15 protein-coding genes are annotated in these 15,708 nt (G+C 68.6%); 1 reads left to right on the plus strand and 14 read right to left on the minus strand.

Going from position 1 to position 15,708, the window contains the following annotated elements:
* Positions 1–50: 50 nt before the first annotated feature.
* Positions 51–770 carry a class I SAM-dependent methyltransferase gene (locus BCR55_RS16940; protein WP_065495069.1) on the plus strand — a complete coding sequence of 240 codons (720 nt, stop codon included), beginning with the start codon at positions 51–53 and terminating at the stop codon, positions 768–770.
* A 44-nt stretch (positions 771–814) separates the two neighbouring features.
* Here the strand turns inward: BCR55_RS16940 and BCR55_RS16945 are convergent, their stop codons facing one another.
* From BCR55_RS16945 to BCR55_RS17010, 14 genes are read right to left on the minus strand one after another with little or no spacing between them, the layout of a single operon-like run.
* The gene (locus BCR55_RS16945; RefSeq protein WP_035947002.1) at positions 815–1,249 is read right to left on the minus strand and encodes an excinuclease ABC subunit A; all 435 of its coding nucleotides are present in this window, start codon (positions 1,247–1,249) and stop codon (positions 815–817) included.
* Positions 1,250–1,260: 11 nt separating this feature from the next.
* Positions 1,261–1,686, minus strand: coding sequence for a signal peptidase (locus BCR55_RS16950; RefSeq protein ID WP_065495071.1), 426 nt, complete (start codon positions 1,684–1,686; stop codon positions 1,261–1,263).
* A gap of 32 nt (positions 1,687–1,718) precedes the next feature.
* Positions 1,719–2,957 carry a beta-ketoacyl synthase N-terminal-like domain-containing protein gene (locus BCR55_RS16955; RefSeq protein WP_006403734.1) on the minus strand — a complete coding sequence of 413 codons (1,239 nt, stop codon included), beginning with the start codon at positions 2,955–2,957 and terminating at the stop codon, positions 1,719–1,721.
* Positions 2,954–4,183 carry a beta-ketoacyl-ACP synthase gene (locus BCR55_RS16960; RefSeq protein WP_065495074.1) on the minus strand — a complete coding sequence of 410 codons (1,230 nt, stop codon included), beginning with the start codon at positions 4,181–4,183 and terminating at the stop codon, positions 2,954–2,956. Before BCR55_RS16960 ends, BCR55_RS16955 begins: the two co-directional genes overlap by 4 nt.
* Complete coding sequence (locus tag BCR55_RS16965; protein ID WP_006403736.1) at positions 4,183–4,908, minus strand: 3-ketoacyl-ACP reductase FabG2; 726 nt, start codon at positions 4,906–4,908, stop codon at positions 4,183–4,185. The genes BCR55_RS16960 and BCR55_RS16965 overlap by 1 nt, the downstream gene beginning before the upstream one ends.
* The gene (locus BCR55_RS16970) at positions 4,905–5,408 is read right to left on the minus strand and encodes a hotdog family protein (RefSeq protein WP_035946987.1); all 504 of its coding nucleotides are present in this window, start codon (positions 5,406–5,408) and stop codon (positions 4,905–4,907) included. Before BCR55_RS16970 ends, BCR55_RS16965 begins: the two co-directional genes overlap by 4 nt.
* Before the next feature lies 1 nt (position 5,409).
* On the minus strand, positions 5,410–6,597 hold the full coding sequence (locus tag BCR55_RS16975) for a beta-ketoacyl-[acyl-carrier-protein] synthase family protein (protein ID WP_065495078.1): 1,188 nt from the start codon (positions 6,595–6,597) through the stop codon (positions 5,410–5,412).
* A complete protein-coding gene (locus tag BCR55_RS16980; RefSeq protein ID WP_065495082.1) occupies positions 6,594–9,005 on the minus strand; it encodes an MMPL family transporter in 2,412 nt (803 codons plus the stop codon). Before BCR55_RS16980 ends, BCR55_RS16975 begins: the two co-directional genes overlap by 4 nt.
* Positions 9,005–9,679: an outer membrane lipoprotein carrier protein LolA gene (locus BCR55_RS16985; protein WP_065495084.1), complete on the minus strand. Its 675-nt coding sequence runs from the start codon at positions 9,677–9,679 to the stop codon at positions 9,005–9,007. The genes BCR55_RS16980 and BCR55_RS16985 overlap by 1 nt, the downstream gene beginning before the upstream one ends.
* Positions 9,670–10,098: a thioesterase family protein gene (locus tag BCR55_RS16990; protein ID WP_006403741.1), complete on the minus strand. Its 429-nt coding sequence runs from the start codon at positions 10,096–10,098 to the stop codon at positions 9,670–9,672. Before BCR55_RS16990 ends, BCR55_RS16985 begins: the two co-directional genes overlap by 10 nt.
* Positions 10,095–11,693 (minus strand): histidine ammonia-lyase, encoded by a 1,599-nt coding sequence (gene hutH / locus BCR55_RS16995; RefSeq protein ID WP_065496630.1) that lies wholly within the window; start codon positions 11,691–11,693, stop codon positions 10,095–10,097. The genes BCR55_RS16990 and hutH overlap by 4 nt, the downstream gene beginning before the upstream one ends.
* A complete protein-coding gene (locus BCR55_RS17000; protein WP_065495086.1) occupies positions 11,680–13,386 on the minus strand; it encodes a glycosyltransferase in 1,707 nt (568 codons plus the stop codon). Before BCR55_RS17000 ends, hutH begins: the two co-directional genes overlap by 14 nt.
* Positions 13,383–15,074, minus strand: coding sequence for an AMP-binding protein (locus BCR55_RS17005; RefSeq protein ID WP_065495088.1), 1,692 nt, complete (start codon positions 15,072–15,074; stop codon positions 13,383–13,385). The genes BCR55_RS17000 and BCR55_RS17005 overlap by 4 nt, the downstream gene beginning before the upstream one ends.
* On the minus strand, positions 15,071–15,706 hold the full coding sequence (locus tag BCR55_RS17010; RefSeq protein WP_006403745.1) for a membrane protein: 636 nt from the start codon (positions 15,704–15,706) through the stop codon (positions 15,071–15,073). The genes BCR55_RS17005 and BCR55_RS17010 overlap by 4 nt, the downstream gene beginning before the upstream one ends.
* Positions 15,707–15,708 lie beyond the last annotated feature (2 nt).

Consider the following 15,708-nt stretch of genomic DNA (forward strand, 5'->3'; position numbering starts at 1 on the left):
TTGCAAACTACAATAGGCGCTCAACAAATCCAACATTCCAACGAGAGACCATGACGTCCTACCGCACGCACGCTCCCGCCTATGTTCCCGAAACCCGCTTCGGCGTCTGGTTTCTTCGCACGCATACCTGGGAGCACCATGTGCTCAGGGTCGCCATCGACGATCTGAAGCAGCTGATCGCGGCGCCGCCTCCGCCCGCGGCGGTGATCCTCGATGCCGGCTGCGGTCAGGGCAAGTCGTTCCGTCTGCTGAACGAAGCGTTCTCGCCCAGGAAAATCATCGGGATCGATTGCCACGCCGACTCGCTCGCGCATGCATCGCAGGAAGCGCATCGTTGTGCTGCGCCGGTCGAGCTGCATCACGCGGACTGCACGCGCATTCCGCTCGCCGATTCGAGCGTCGACATCGTGTTCTGCCATCAGACCTTCCACCATCTCGTCGATCAGGACCGCGCGCTGGCCGAGTTTCGCCGCGTGCTGAAGCCGGGCGGACTGCTGCTGTTCGCGGAGTCCACCGACGCGTACATCAAGTCGTGGGTGATCAGGCTATTGTTCCGCCATCCGATGGAAGTGCAGAAAAGCGCCGACGGGTATCTGGCGATGCTGCGTCATGCGGGGTTCGCGTTCGAATCCCGCAACGTGTCGTTCCCGTACCTGTGGTGGAGTCGCGCGAAGGACTTCGGGCTCCTCGAGCGCATCGGCCTCTATACGCCGAAGCCCGGCAAGCGGCGCGAGACGCTGGTCAACGTCGCCGCACGCAAGCCGGCCTGATCGGGCGAGGCCGCCGCCCGGCGGTCCCTGCTGCGCGCTGCCGTTCAGCGTTTCAGCGTCACGACCTCGCCGGTCAGCGCCGCACCGGCCATGACGGCGCCGGCGCCGCACGTGTATTCGGTTTCGCTCGAGCGCAACACGTTGCGGTAGTTGCTCTTGATGCCGACGACGGCATTGCCGCCCTCCTTGCGCGCACGCGCCTGGAGTTCGAGCACGGCCGACAGAAACACGTGCCGGCACGCCGCCTCGTCGCTCTTGCCGAACGCGTTCGTCTTCTTGTTGGTCGCAAACGTGCCGTACGACTTGAGCACGCGCGGGTGCGGCTGATCGCCGAAATAGAGCGCGACGCCATCGTCGAGCTTGCCCTCGTCGCTCTTCAGCGCGGACTCGATCGGATAGTTGTCGATCGTGTCCCGTGCATAGGCCGCCGAAGATGTCAGGATCGCGCCGACCAGCGCCAGTGCCATACCGTATTTCATCCGTTCCTCCGTCATTGCGCGTTCAGTTGAACGACGTCGCCCGACACGGCAATTGCGCCCGCGCCGCCGCTCACGCCGCAGGTGTATTCGGTCGTCGAATCGGAACGCTGGCTGTGGAACCGCGTCGTCACGTTGATGACCGCATTGCCGCCATGATTCTTCGCATACGTGCGAAGGCGATTCAGCGCTTCGGTCAGCGCCTGCTCGCACGTCTGCTGCTCCGCCTGCGTGCCGCGCTGGACGCGCACCGACTCGGCGCGCGGCCCGATACTCGTCTTGACCTCCGGATGCGGCTGCGCGCCGAAATAGACCGCGACGCCGCTCGCGTCGGGCGCCGTTGCCGCAGCGGGCAGCGGCAACGAGCGGACCACGGTACCGCACCCCGTCAGCAGCGCTGCCGCAGCCAACATCCCGGCCAGATGTCGTTTGTGTTTCATTGTTATCGTCCTCTCAGCTCAGTCAGTTCACTTCAATCGCCCTTCCAGGCGTCCAACAACACACTTGCACAGCTGCCGCCGAATCCGAACGAAATCGACAGCGCACGTTCGATCGTGCCGTCGCGCGTGTCGCGCACGAGCGGCATGCCGGCGACCGCCGGATCGGCGTCGCTTCCGACAGCCGTACCGGCGATGAAACCGTCACGCATCATCAGGAGCGTATAGATCGCTTCGTGCGCACCGCTCGCGCCGAGCGGATGACCGGTCATGCCTTTCGTCGACGAAAACGCCGGCACGTCGCTGCCGAACACGTCGCCGAGCGCCTTCAGTTCCTCGACGTCGCCGAGCGGCGTCGAGGGTGCGTGCGTGTTGACGTAGTCGGGCCGTTGGCCGCCGCCATCGAGCGCGATGCGCATCGCGCGCGCAATGCCCGGCGCGTGAGGCGTCGCCATGCCGGCATCGTCCGTGCACTGTCCGAACCCGGCGATCTCCGCGTAGATGCGCGCACCGCGGGCTCGCGCATGCGCGAGCGATTCGAGTACGAGGATGCCCGCGCCCGAAGCAATCACGAAGCCGTCGCGGTCGCGCGCATACGGCCGCGATGCGCAGTCCGGCGTGTCGTTGAACGCGCTCGACAACGCGCCCATCGCGTCGAACATCAGCGTCATGTTGTCGTGCAGTGCCTCGCTTCCGCCCGCAAGGACGACGTCCTGACAGCCGGCGCGAATCAACTGCGCCGCATGGCCGATCGCGAGTGCGCCGCTCGTGCAAGCGGAAGCCGGCGTATACGACACGCCCCCGATGCCGAACAGCTGCGCGATGCACGCCGACGCCGTGCTGCTCATCGCCTTCGGAACGACATAGGGCGGCGTCTTGTCGAGGCCGCGCTGCGTCGCGATCGCCATCGCGTCGTCGTATTCGGCCATCGATCCGATGCCCGAGCCGACGATCGCGCCCGCGCGCGGCGAACGAAGCGCGTCGGCATCGAGGCGCGCATCGTCGAGCGCGAACGCCGCCGCATGCGCCGCGAAGCGCGCGGTGTCGCCCATGAAGCGCTCGTGCTTGCGCGAGAACGGCTCGGTCGCCTCGACGGACGCCGCACCGGCGACCTGGCTGCGAAAACCGCGCTGTCGCCACGTTTCGATACGACGCACGCCCGAGCGCCCGGCGCGCAGCGCGGCCGCGACGTCGTCGAGCGTGTTGCCGAGGCACGACACGATGCCGAGCCCGGTGACGACGACGCGAGACGCTTCGCTGCCGAACGCCGTCACGCCGCCATCCGCCGGAAGATCAGCGACGTATTGATGCCGCCGAACGCGAAGTTGTTGCTCATCACGAATTCCGCGTCGATGCGGCGTGCATCGCCGACGATATAGTCGAGCGGCGCGCACGCCGGATCGACCGTGTCGAGATTGAGCGTCGGCACATACCAGTTGCGCTTCATCATTTCGATCGTCCACCACGCTTCGAGCGCGCCGCATGCGCCGAGCGTGTGCCCCACGTAGCTCTTCAGCGAGCTGATCGGCATGCGTTCGCCGAACACCGACGCGGTCGCATGACTTTCCGCGACGTCGCCGCGATCGGTCGACGTGCCGTGCGCATTCACGTACGCGATCGCATCGGCATCGAGCTGCGCGTCGTTCAGTGCGACGCGCATCGCGACGGCCATCGTTTCGGCGGTCGGCTGCGTGATGTGCGCGCCATCCGAATTGCAGCCGAAGCCGACGATCTCCGCATGAATCGTCGCGCCGCGTGCGATCGCGTGGTCGTACTCTTCCAGCACGAGCGTCGCCGCCCCTTCGCCGACGACCAGACCGTCGCGATCGGCGTCGAACGGGCGCGGCGTCAGATTCGGCGTATCGTTGCGCGTGCTGGTCGCGTACAACGTATCGAACACGGCCACCGCGGGCCCCGACAACTCTTCCGCCCCGCCTGCGAGCATCAGCGCCTGCTTGCCCGTCGCGATCGCTTCGTACGCGTAGCCGATCGCCTGACTGCCGGACGCGCACGCCGACGACGTCGGCACGATGCGCCCTTTCAGATCCCAGAACAGGCTGACGTTGACGGCCGTCGTATGCGGCATCATCTGCACGTAGCTGTTCGACGTGACGTCGCGCATCGAGCCCGTCTCGATCATCGTGCCGAATGCGCGGATCGGTTCGACGGAGCCCGACGACGATCCGTACGCGACGCCCATGCGCCCGTCGCGGATCGAGGGGTCGTCGATCAAGCCGGCGTCCGTCAGCGCAAGCTCGCTCGCCCTGACCGCATACATCGACACCGGCCCCATCGAACGCGTCTTCTTGCGCGGATACGCCTGCGGCAGCTCGAAGCCCGGCAGCGGACACGCGAGCCGCGTATGCAGCGCTTCGTAGCAGTCCCATTCCGGCATCCGCCGCACGGCATTGCGCCCGTCGCGCAGACGCGCCTCGATTTCGGGCCAGCTCTGACCGAAGGCGGTCACGCCGCCCATCCCCGTCACCACGACTCGCTTCATCACACCATCCCGCCGTTGACGCCGATCACCTGCCGCGTGACGTAGCTCGCCGCGTCCGACATCAGGAAACCGACCACCGCCGCAACCTCGTCGGGCTCGCCGACGCGGCCCATCGGCACCGCCTTCAATGCATGGTCGAGCGGCACGGCGTCGAGCATCCCCGTATCGACGAGGCCGGGCGCGACGCAATTGACCGTGATCTTTCGCGACGCCAGTTCGACCGCGAGCGCCTTCGTTGCACCGATCAGGCCGGCCTTCGCGGCGCTGTAATTGACCTGGCCGCGATTGCCCGTCACACCCGACACGGACGCGATCGTGACGATACGGCCGCCGTTGCGCAGTCGCACCATCGGCATCGTCAGCGGATGAACGACGTTGTAGAACCCGTCCAGACCGGTTTCGATCACGACGTCCCAGTCCTCCTCCGAGAGCGCCGGAAACGCGCCGTCCCGCGTCACGCCCGCGTTGCAGACGATGCCGTAATACGCGCCGTTCGCTTCGACGTCGGCCTCGAGTTCACGCCGGCATGCCGCGCGATCGCGCACGTCGAACTGCAGCACGCTCGCCGTGCCGCCCTGGGCGCGAATCGTCGCGGCGACCGCGTCCGCCTCGTCGCGCGCGCTGCGACAATGCACCGTCACCGCGAAGCCGTCGGATGCGATGCGCAGCGCCACGGCGCGGCCGATCCCGCGGCTCGCGCCTGTCACGAGAACTCGCCGAGTCATGAATTGAAGCTCCCTTCGATAAAAGATTGAAAATCGTCCGGCTGGTACACCTTGACGACGGCTTCCGCGCAACACTCGCCTTCCGCATAAATCGCGCATTCATACGCACCGTGCCCCGCGTCGCCGCGCAGCAGTTCTCGCGCGACGATGTGCAGCGTCGTTTGCGCGTCGAACCGCGCGCGATGCGCGACATAGCGGTTCGCACCGAGCAACACGCCCGGTTTCGCGCGACCGCCCGCATGCGCGGCAAGCAGACCGACATGTGCGGCGATCGCCTGCGCCATCAGTTCGATGCCGATCCAGGCCGGCATCGCGCCGTCGCCGTCGGCATACCATGCGTCGCTGCGCGCGACGGCGCGTGTCTCGATACCGTTTTCCGAGCAGCGCTCGATCGCATCGAGCAGCAGCATCGTGCCGCGATGCGGCAATACATCGCGCACGTCCGCGACGGGAATGTCCGCGCCGCCGTGCAGCGCCTCGATCAACGATCCGGCATGCATCTCACGCCCCCAGAATCAGGCTGGCATTGCTGCCGCCGAAAGCGAACGAATTGCTCATCGCGTAGCGTCCCGTTGCATCGCCGCCCAAATGGCGATCGCCGTCGACGAGATCGAGCGCCGGCAGCGCCGCGTCGTGCTCGCCGTCCCAGTGGTGCCGCGGCAGCGGGATGCCGCGTGCCAGCACGAGCCACGCGAAGCCGAGCTCCGTCGCGCCGGCCGCGCCCAGCATGTGCCCCGTCAGCGGCTTGGTGCCGCTTGCCGGCACGCCGTGCGGGAACACGCGCGCCGTCACGTTCGCTTCCATCTCGTCGTTCAGCCGCGTCGCCGTCGCATGCAGGTTCAGGTAGCCGATCGCGGACGACGCGACGCCCGCGTCGGCGAGCGCCGCGCGCAGCGCGTCCTCTGCGCCGTGGCCGGCCGGATCGGGCGCCGAGATATGATGCGCATCGCTCGATTCGCCGACGCCGGCCAGACGAACCGCGGTTTCGTCGCGGCCCATCAGGAACAGCGCGGCGCCCTCACCGATATTGATGCCGTTGCGGTTGCGGCTCATCGGATTGGTCCGCGTCGGGCTGACCGATTCGAGCGATGCGAAGCCCTGCAACGTCAGCTCGCACAGCGAATCCGCGCCGCCGACGACGACCGCGTCGCACAGCTTCAATCGCAACAGCCGCCGCGCGGCCGCGAAGGCCTTCGCACTCGACGTACAGGCCGTCGACAGCGTGTAGGCAGGCCCCGTCACGCCGAGCACCGCGCGCACGAACGGCGCGGCCGTGCCGATTTCCATCTGGCGATAGTCGAAGCCGGGCGGCATCGCGCCGGTCGCGGCGCGCCGCGCGAGCGCATGCTCGGCCGCCTGAATGCCGGACGTGCTCGTGCCGATCACGACGCCGATCCGCCGTGCGCCGTAGCGCTCGATCGCGGCGTCGATGCCGGGCCGGATCTGCGCGAGCGCCGCGAGCAGCAGCCGGTTGTTCCGGCAGTCGAAGTGCGCAAGCGTTGCGGGCGGCGCGATGTCGAGCGTCGAAACCGCGCGGCCGACCCAGCCGCCGCCCGCGACATCGCTGCGCGGTCCCATGCCCGGCGCGGTGCCGGCGCGCAATGCGGCGACGATGTCCCCGGTCGTTGCGCCGAGCGCGTTGATCATGCCGGGCGCGGACAGGTAGACCGGCGTGCGCGTCGAATTCATGCGCGGCGCTCCTTCATCGATGGCGTAGCGAGCGGTGCGAACAGCACCGAAAAAACGATGCCCAGCGCGAGCGTCGTGCCGAAGCTGCGAAGCGCGGGCATCGTGCTCGCGCCGAGCATGCCGAACGACAACAGCGTCGTCGCGGCCGAGAGCAGCACGCCGGTCCATACCGCGCCGATGCCGGCCTTGTCCCGCGTGCATCCTTCGCGCAGGAACACGGCGTAGTTCGCGCCGACGCCGAGCACCAGCATCAGCGCGAGCCAGTTGAACAGCGTAAGCGGCACCCGCGCGTAGCCGAACGCCGCCAGCGTCAGCGCGATCGCGAACACGACCGGCAGCGTCGTTGCGATACCGCCGCGCAGACCATAGCGCCACGCGAGCAACGCGAGGATCACGACCAGTGCGCCGGCCAGCCAGAGGCCGCTGTCGACGCGATACGCACCGAACAGGTTCGACACGCTCGCGGCCTTGTCGACCCATGACACGCCAGGCAGCTCGCGCGCGAGCGTCGCGAACGTCGCCGCCCGCGCCGGGTCGACGCGCTCCGGAATCGCCAGTGCCGCGAAGACCGGACCGCCGCTGCCTTCGACGCGGCCGAGCCACAAATGCCGGAACGGTGCCGACCAGCGTGCCCCCAGCCACGCGTCGACCGTCATCCTCGTCGACGCGTCGCGCGAAAACGCGTGAATCCATGCATCGGCGACATCGTCGCGAAAGCCCGCTTGCGTCAGCGCGGCGCGAAGCGCGGCGGCGTCGGCGAATACGCGCGTGCCGAGCACGGTCCGATCGAGCGCCTGGCGCTTTGCCGACGGCACGAACGTCGCGATCGACTGCACGCGGCCGGCCTCGTGTCGATCGAGCGCGGCGAGCAGCGCCTCCGAGCGTTGGAGCACGGCCTCCTGCGACGCGCCCTCGACGACGAAAAACTGCGCGGTATTCGCGAGCCCGATCGCCGCGCGAATCGCGTTTTCCTGGCGTGCGAGATCGGGATCGCGCTGGATCAGCAGATGAACGTCGTCGTCGCTCGTCAACGCGGCCCAGCCGGGGATCGCGATCAACGCGACCAGCACCGTCGCGATCGCCGCGCGCCGGCCCGTCAGCAGCGATTGCCATCCGGCCAGCAGGCGCGCCGCGCGCGAGAAAATAGCCGACGGCACGCGGCGCGGTCCGCGCACGAGCACGAGCGGCAGAAAGCCGGTCACGGCCGCGAACGCAGCGAGAATCCCGACGATCGCGAAGCACGCGATCTGCTTGAGCGCGGGGAACGGCACCCACGCGAGAATCGCGTAACCGAGCAGGCTCGTCGCAAGCGCGACCGCGAGCGCCGGCCGGACCGCGGCCGCACCGCGCCGCGCATCCCATTGCCGCCCCGCCGACAAGTAGGCGACGAAGTACTGGATCGAATAGTCGACGGCCTCGCCGATCAGGCTCACGCCGAACACCAGCGTCAGCAGATGCAGCTTGCCGAAGATGAACAACGTCGCCGCGAGCGCGCAGACGATGCCGAATGCGGTCGACGCAAACGCGAGCATCAGCAGCCGCGGCGAGCGGAACACGCTCATCATCAGCAGCGCGATGCCGACGAGCGACACCGCGCCGATCACGTGCACGTCGCGCTCGGCACTCGCACGCGCGGCTTCCGCATAGAACACCGCGCCGGCACGGTCGACGCGCACGCCGCGAAATTCGACAGCGAGCCCGTGCTCCGCATCGGCCGTCGCGGCCCGCACCGCGTGCTGAATCTTCGATTCGTACGCCGAGCCCGGCAGCGACGCCATCACGAGGACGCCCGTCGCGCCGCCGCGATGCGACACCAGCATGCCGTCCTCGAGCGACAGGTCGGATGCGGCGAGCGGCAACTTGCCGAGCCAGTGCTGCAGCCAGCCGAATGGATCGTCGGCCACCGCGGTCTGCAAGCCGTCGCCGGGCGGCGCGTAAAGCCGCCGCGCGAGCTGCTCGCCAAGCGGCGCAGCGCGCTGCTCGAGCGATCGGCGATCCGCGTCCGTCAACAAACCGAAGCGGGCCGGCAGGTAGGTGGCCGCGATCTGCGACAGGTCGAACGGCGGTACCTCGACCGTCACCGAACGGAACGCAGCGCTGGCGCCGAGCCGCTCGCCGAACCGCTTCGCGGCGGCCTTCGCGCGCGCCGCGTCCGCGTCGGACACGAGGTAGACGGTGCGATTGCCGAGCGCCTCGCCGAGCATGTCGACGGCGCGCTCCGCGACCGGATTCGCTTCGGTGGCCGGCAGCAGCGCGAGCAGGTTTGTCTGCAGCGGCACAGGGCCGCTGACGAAACGCCACCCGATGTACAGCACCGCGGCCAGCGTGACGAGCAGCCAGGCGGCGCACAGCAGGCGCCGCCGCGCGCGTTCGCGCGCCGTGCCGGCAACGTCGCGCGTCACGTCCATTACCGCGCCTCCAGCCACGCGCGCTCGGCGGCGGCGGGCGCGGCGACGGGTGTCGCACGCTCGAATTCGAGCACGGTCACGTTGCCGTTGCTAAACGTCATGTCGAGCCGCTCGAGATAAGCGCCGCCACGCATTTCGAGCGTACGCAGCGCCTGCGCCAGTTGCGGCTGATTCGGCCGCAACGTCATCCGCCATTGGTCCGGCGTGCCGCTCGCGTCGACGTCGAACTGCGAATACAGCGCCGACAGGTCGCCGCCCAGCATGTCGCGCATCATGCGCGACACCTGCGCGACGCCGCGACCGCCGTTGCCGGGCGCGACGACACGTCTGTCCGCACCGACCTCGCGCACGCCGCTATCGGTGATGACGTAAGTCGCCTTGTACGGCGTGTCGATTCGCCAGACGACGCCCGACCGGCGATCGAACAGCATCGACCCCGTACTGACGAGCGGCCGCTTCATCGCGGGCAAGGTTTGTGTCTGCCGAAAGTCCGCGCGAAGCGCGCCGACCCGCGCGAGCCGCGCGGCGATCTCGGAGACGAGCGCGGTCGTCGCGGGCCGCGATGCCGTGGCCGGTGCAGGCGTCGGCGCGGCCGTCGCCGCGCCGCCCGCCGACATCGCGCACGCGACCAGCAGCGTCGTCGCAAACCGTCTGCGGCGCCGATTCAGTTCCATTGCGCATGCACCCTTTCGATCAGCGCCGGCGGCGACACGAACTGCAGTTCGCGCGTCGCCGCATCGACCGCCAGTTGCACCGTATAACCCTTCGTCAAACGCTCGCCGGAAGCCGCGTCGACGATTTCGTAACCGATCTTCAACCGGTTCTCGAACTCGAGCAGCGTCGCGCGCACGTCCAGCTGCTGGCCGTAATGCGCGGACCGGACGTACTTCAGATGGGCCTCCACGACCGGCCAGACGTAGCCCGACGCCAGCATCGCCGGATAGTCGTAGTCGATCATCCGCAGCAGCGCGGCGCGGCTGCTTTCGAAGTACTTCAGGTAATGGCCATGCCAGCAGACGTTCATCGCATCGACATCGTGGAACAGCACTTCGACGCGCGCGGTCGCGCTCAGCGGCGCACGGGATGCGTTCATGCCGCGCCCCCTCGCCGAGATGCGCCGATCGGCTCGCATGCCGCGATGCGTGCGGTCAACGCACGCAACTCCGCCTCGAGCGGGCGGTCCTCGATCACGAGCGGCGATTGGCTGCTCACGTCGTCGATGAACGCACGCAGCGCGGGCGAAAGCTGTGTATCCGGGTCGTCGCGCAACCGCAGACGCGCGGCCTGCACGCTCGCGAGCACGTGTGCCGCGGCCACTTGCTCGGTCAGCGCCAGCACACGCAGGCAGTCGCGTGCGGCGATCGTACCCATGCTGACCTTGTCCTGATTGTGCGACTCGGTCGAGCGCGAGAACACGCTCGCCGGCATCGTCAGTTTCAATGCCTCCGCCGTCCACGCCGACGACGAGATCTGCACCGCCTTGAAACCGTGGTTGATCGCCGCGCGCTCGGGTGCGGCGCCCGTCAGGTTGCGCGGCAGCCCGTTGTTGAACTTGTCGTCGACGAGCAGCGCGAGTTGCCGGTCCATGAGATCCGCGAGATTGGCCACCGCGGTTTTGAGCGCATCCATCGCGAACGCGATGTGGCCGCCGTAGAAATTGCCGCCATGCAGCACGCAACCGTCGTCCGGATCGACGAGCGGGTTGTCGTTCGCGCTGTTCAGTTCGTTCTCGATATCGCGGCGCATCCACGACAGCGCGTCGCGCGCCACGCCGATCACGTGCGGCGCGCATCGGACCGAATAGCGATCCTGCAGACGACGTCCGGGCAGTTCGTCGCGCTCGGCCAGATCGGCGCGTATCCACGCCGCCGCTTCGGCCTGCCCCGCGTGCGGCTTCGCATCGAACAGCCGCGCATCGAAGTGCCCGGCGCGGCCGTCGAGCGCAACCGTCGTCAATGCGGTCAGCCGCGCGGCCACGCGCGTCAAATAGTCGGCGCGCGCGAACGCGAGGCATGCCAGCCCGGTCATGACGGCGGTGCCGTTCATCAGCGCCAGCCCTTCCTTCGGCGCGAGCGTCAGCGGCGCGCGATCGAGCGCGCGCCAGACATCGCTCGCGTTCCGCTCGCGGCCGTCATAGACGACCGTACGCTCGCCCACGAGCGCCGCGGCGACATACGACAGCGGCGTCAGGTCGCCGCTCGCGCCGACCGACCCTTCCGACGGAATGCGCGGCAGGATGCGATGGTTCACGAGATCGGCCAGCCGCTCCAGCAACGTGAAGCGCACGGCCGAATAGCCGAAAGCGAGCGAGTTGAGCCGCGCCACGATGACGGACAGCGTCTGCGTCGCATCGAGCCAGTCGCCCATCCCGCATCCGTGATACCGCGTCAGTTGCAGCGGCAGCGCATCGACGAGCGCGCGCGGCACGTCGACCACGCACGCATCGCCGTACCCGGTCGTCACGCCGTAGACGGTGCCGCCGCTCGCGAGATAGTCGCGCAGCCACGCTGCGCCCCGCTCGATTCGCGCGCGCCATTCGCCGTCCGCGTTCAGCGCGACCGGCGCACCGTCGCGAGCGATCGCCACGACGTCCTCGATCGTCAGATGCCGGCCGCCGATCACGACGGCCGGCCGCGTCGCGTCCACGGCCGCGGTTGCCGCGACGTCGTTCATGTCATGTTCGGCCACGCGGACCTCCATCGGGCCGCGCCCAGAAATCGAAGAAATTGAACCATTGGTACGGCGCCTTGCGGCAGTAGTGTTCGAGCCGCGCGGCATAGCGCTGCGCCCATGTCGCGACGTGTGTCGCGCGTTCCCGGCGCGGCAGGTCGATGCGCTCGGCGAACGGCTCGAAATAGAGCCGGTAGCCGCGCGCTTCCTTCACGCAGAAGAACAGGTAGACGGGACAACCGAGCGCATGAGCGAGGATGTACGGCCCCTGCGCGAACGGCGCCGTCGCATCGAGAAAGCGCGCATCGACGGTCTTGCCGGTATCGTGCGGCGGCACGCGGTCGCCGACGATGACGAGCAGCTCGCCGGCGTCGATACGCGACTGCATCATCATCGCCGTATCGGGCCCGAAGTCCGACACTTCGACGAGCTGCTTGCCGAAGTCGCTGTTGGTGCCCGCCAGCACGCCGGTGAAGCGCTTCGCATGCTCGGTGTAGACGATCGCCGTGACTTTCGTGTGTGCATCGCGCAGCGCGAGCGCGCGCGTCATTTCCAGATTGCCGAGATGCGCGCCGATCACGATTGCACCGCGTCCGCTCGCCGCCAGTGCATCGAATGCGGACGAATCGTCGAAACGCACGTCGAGCTCGTCGAGGCGGCCGGACCACGCGACGAACTTGTCGAACCCCGCCTGCGCGAACGCGAGCATGTGACGGTACGCGGTGCGCCATCCCGGCTTCGGCACGGCGGTCGCGCCTGCGTCGCGAAGCCGCGCGATGTACGCATGCGATGCGGTACGCGCGGCGCGATTCGTCAGCACGAAATAGCCGACGATCGGATGCAGCCAGAGCGACGTGAAGGTTTTACCGAACCAGCGACAGCTGAGCGCGAGCAGCGCCATGCCGACGCGGCTGCCGCGTTCGGGAATGCGCCACCACGCGCGCGTGCGTGCGGCCGGCGACGCGCCGCGCTGCCCGGCGAGACGACGGGCAACGAGTATCGGTGCGCGTACCAGCATGCCCGCGACGAGCCGCGTATGACTTGCGCTGATGCGCAGGTTGTCGCGCCAGACGTCGAAATGCGATACACCGTCTTCCGGGTAGACGACGCGCGTCGGGATCGTCCTGAACACGAGGCCGCGCCAGTGGAGACGGACCAGGATCTCGCTGTCGAACGCCATCCGCGTCGGCATCGACACCGTGTCGATCACGTCGCAGACGGCATCGACCGGATAAAGGCGAAATCCGCACATCGCATCGGGAATGTCGAGCGACAGCGTTTCGATCCATACCCACACGTGCGTGAGATAGCGGCCGTACAGGCGCGCCTTCGGCACGCTGTCGTCGAAACGCGGCCGGCCGAGAATCACCGCGTCGGGCTCGGCCTGCGCGGCCGCGACGAATTTCGTCACGTCCGCCGCATCGTGCTGGCCATCGGCATCGATCTGGATCGCGTGCCGATAACCGCGCGCGCGGGCGGCACGCAGCCCGGCCATGACGGCCGCGCCCTTTCCCCCGTTCACGGGCAGCCGCAGCACCGTCACGGTGCTCGCGTAGCGGGCCGCCAGCGCAGCGAGCACCGCTTGCGTCGGCGCGTCGCTGCCGTCGTCGATCACGAGGATCGGCAGACCGTGCACGACGAGGCGCGCCAACGTGCCGCCGATCGCGTCGCGGTGGTTGTAGATCGGAATGACGATGCAGATGCCGTTCATTGCGCAGCCGCACCGTAGACGAGCGCGCCGGACGTGCACTCGCGCCCCTCGCAGCGGAACGCGAAACGCACGCGGCCGCGTACGGGATCGTGCGCGATGCGCAGCGCGAGCACGGCGCCCGGCAGCACGGGCGCCTTGAACTTCAGGTGCTCGATGGCGCGCACTTCGCGCACGCCAGGCATCTCGCGAGCCGCAAGGCGCGCCGCCCAGTCGATTTGCACGACGCCCGGCAGGATCGGCAGCCCCGGAAAGTGTCCTTCGAAATGTGCGAGCGCGGCCGGCACGCGTAGTTCGTAATGCAACGCGTCGTCGGCTTGCCAGGACGCGAGCAGCTCGAAGCCCTCCGGCGCGGCCCTGAACGCGGCCGCGAGTGCGGCGGCCGGCAGTTTGCCGCGCGCATCGAACGGCATCGCATGCAGGAATCGCCAGTGGCGCGGCAACGCGGCCGCGTCGAAATAGGCGCCGAGCGCGTGGCGCAAGGTCGTCGCAACGGCCAGCCGTCCCTCTGCGGCGAGCGCGTCGCGCCCCGCCGCCGTCAATACGGCGACGATGCCCACATGCGCGCGCGTCGCACCGTCGATCACGACAGCCGCCGCCTGCGCGACATAGGCGTGCGTCAGCAGGCGCGCCTCGAGTTCCGGCAGCGACACGCGCTTGCCGTCCAGCTTGACGACGCGATCGCGCCGTCCCGCGAGCACGAAGCGCCCCTGCGCGTCGAATCGCGCGGTGTCGTCGGTGCGATGCCAGCGATCGTGACCGAGATGAGCGGAGCGAACGCACAACGCGCCGTCGTCGTCGCAGCGCACCTCGACGCCCGTCAGCGGCTGCCATGCCGCCGAGCCGTCCTGGCGCCGCCAGGCGATGCCGCCGGTTTCGGTGCTGCCGAAGATCTCGAGCGGCGCCGCGCCGAACGCCTTCGAATAGGCCGTCGCCGCGTCGGCCGGCAGCGGGCCGCCCGACGAGAAGAACGCGCAAGGCGCGGGCGCCTGCATCGGAAAACCGGGCAACGACGGCCAACGCATCAACTGCGACGGCGTGGAAACGACGATACCGCCGCCGTATGCGGCCAGCCGCTGCTGCAACTGCAACGGCTCGAGCACCGAGATCCGGTCGAACGCGCGACCGGCCGCGAGCGGCCACAGAATCCTGAAGAGCAGCCCGTAGATGTGGTGATGGGGGACGCTCGACAGCGTCACGGCCGTCCCTACGCTGTCCGCCCATTCGCGTTGCAGCGTGCGCACCTCGGCATCGAGCTGCGCGAGCGACTTTCGTACGGGCTTCGCCGTGCCGCTGCTGCCCGACGTGTAAAGCGTCACAGCGGCGCCGGCCTCGATCGGGCGAGCAACGGCAGCGGCCGCCGGTTTCGCGTCGCGCATGCAGGTAGCGAGCGTCGACGCGTCGAGCATCAGATCGTATGCGTGGGCCAGATCGTCGAGATAACCGGGCGCATGGCTGGCCGGGATCACGACCTCCGCGCGCGCCGCCGCGACGCCGAACAGCGCACAGGCGAACGTGTACGGATCGTCTGTGCAGATCGCGACGCGTCGTGCACCATGCGCCTCCACCGCCTGCGCGATGGCATCCGCGCACGCGCGCAGATCGCCGAGCGTCAGCACCTCGTTGCCGTCACGACAGACTGCCACGCCGCTGTCGGCGTCGGCACACAGCATCTCGTGCAGCGCGATCATGCGAGACCCGCCCGTTTCCGCATCGCCGCGACGACGAAGGTTCGCCACAGCCACTCGCCGACCAGCAGCGCGCCGATCAGCAGATACGCGATCAACCCGTTGTAAAGGGCCCACGACGCACTGCTCCAGTACAGCGCCGTATAGACGGAAAAGCCGCCGTTTGCGATGAAGAACACACACCAGAGCTGCGTGACGCGCCGCGTATACCGGACGATCTCGGGGCCCGGCTCGGGATGGGCCAGCCGTGCGAATTTTTCGATCATGGTCGGGCCGCGCCGCAGCGTCGCGCCGAACGCAGCGAGCAAGCCGGCACTGACGCAGGCGGGATAGAAATGAAGCAGCCGTTCGCTATCGGTCACGGCAATCGCGGCCGACAACGCGGTCAATGCACCGGCCACGCACCAGTCGAGCGTGGTGAGCCGTTTGAGCGCCGCCGTCAGCGCGCCCTTGCCGAGCGTGCGCTGCAGCCACAGCAGCGCGACCAGCAGGCAGCCGACATAACGCGGCGACATGCCGTGCCACGCAAACAGGATGACGAGCGGATAGGCGACGGCGAGCGCCACCCTCGCCGCGACGCCCGCGCGGCGCGGCCATGCCGCACCCGTCGCCGCCCGCATGCCGGCCGCTGCCATCG

Origin of the sequence: Burkholderia sp. CCA53 (assembly GCF_001685525.1) — a bacterium.
Classification (GTDB): Bacteria; Pseudomonadota; Gammaproteobacteria; order Burkholderiales; family Burkholderiaceae; genus Burkholderia; species Burkholderia multivorans.

Excerpts from the sequence above, each read along its gene's own strand:
- BCR55_RS16965 (WP_006403736.1), bottom strand. The coding sequence starts at position 4,908 with ATGACTCGGCGAGTTCTCGTGACAGGCGCGAGCCGCGGGATCGGCCGC.
- BCR55_RS16980 (WP_065495082.1), bottom strand. The coding sequence starts at position 9,005 with ATGGACGTGACGCGCGACGTTGCCGGCACGGCGCGCGAACGCGCGCGG.
- BCR55_RS16970 (WP_035946987.1), bottom strand. The coding sequence starts at position 5,408 with ATGCATGCCGGATCGTTGATCGAGGCGCTGCACGGCGGCGCGGACATT.
- BCR55_RS17010 (WP_006403745.1), bottom strand. The coding sequence starts at position 15,706 with ATGGCAGCGGCCGGCATGCGGGCGGCGACGGGTGCGGCATGGCCGCGC.
- BCR55_RS17000 (WP_065495086.1), bottom strand. The coding sequence starts at position 13,386 with ATGAACGGCATCTGCATCGTCATTCCGATCTACAACCACCGCGACGCG.
- BCR55_RS16960 (WP_065495074.1), bottom strand. The coding sequence starts at position 4,183 with ATGAAGCGAGTCGTGGTGACGGGGATGGGCGGCGTGACCGCCTTCGGT.
- BCR55_RS16975 (WP_065495078.1), bottom strand. The coding sequence starts at position 6,597 with ATGAATTCGACGCGCACGCCGGTCTACCTGTCCGCGCCCGGCATGATC.
- BCR55_RS17005 (WP_065495088.1), bottom strand. The coding sequence starts at position 15,074 with ATGATCGCGCTGCACGAGATGCTGTGTGCCGACGCCGACAGCGGCGTG.
- BCR55_RS16990 (WP_006403741.1), bottom strand. The coding sequence starts at position 10,098 with ATGAACGCATCCCGTGCGCCGCTGAGCGCGACCGCGCGCGTCGAAGTG.
- BCR55_RS16985 (WP_065495084.1), bottom strand. The coding sequence starts at position 9,679 with ATGGAACTGAATCGGCGCCGCAGACGGTTTGCGACGACGCTGCTGGTC.
- BCR55_RS16950 (WP_065495071.1), bottom strand. The coding sequence starts at position 1,686 with ATGAAACACAAACGACATCTGGCCGGGATGTTGGCTGCGGCAGCGCTG.
- BCR55_RS16945 (WP_035947002.1), bottom strand. The coding sequence starts at position 1,249 with ATGAAATACGGTATGGCACTGGCGCTGGTCGGCGCGATCCTGACATCT.
- BCR55_RS16940 (WP_065495069.1), top strand. The coding sequence starts at position 51 with ATGACGTCCTACCGCACGCACGCTCCCGCCTATGTTCCCGAAACCCGC.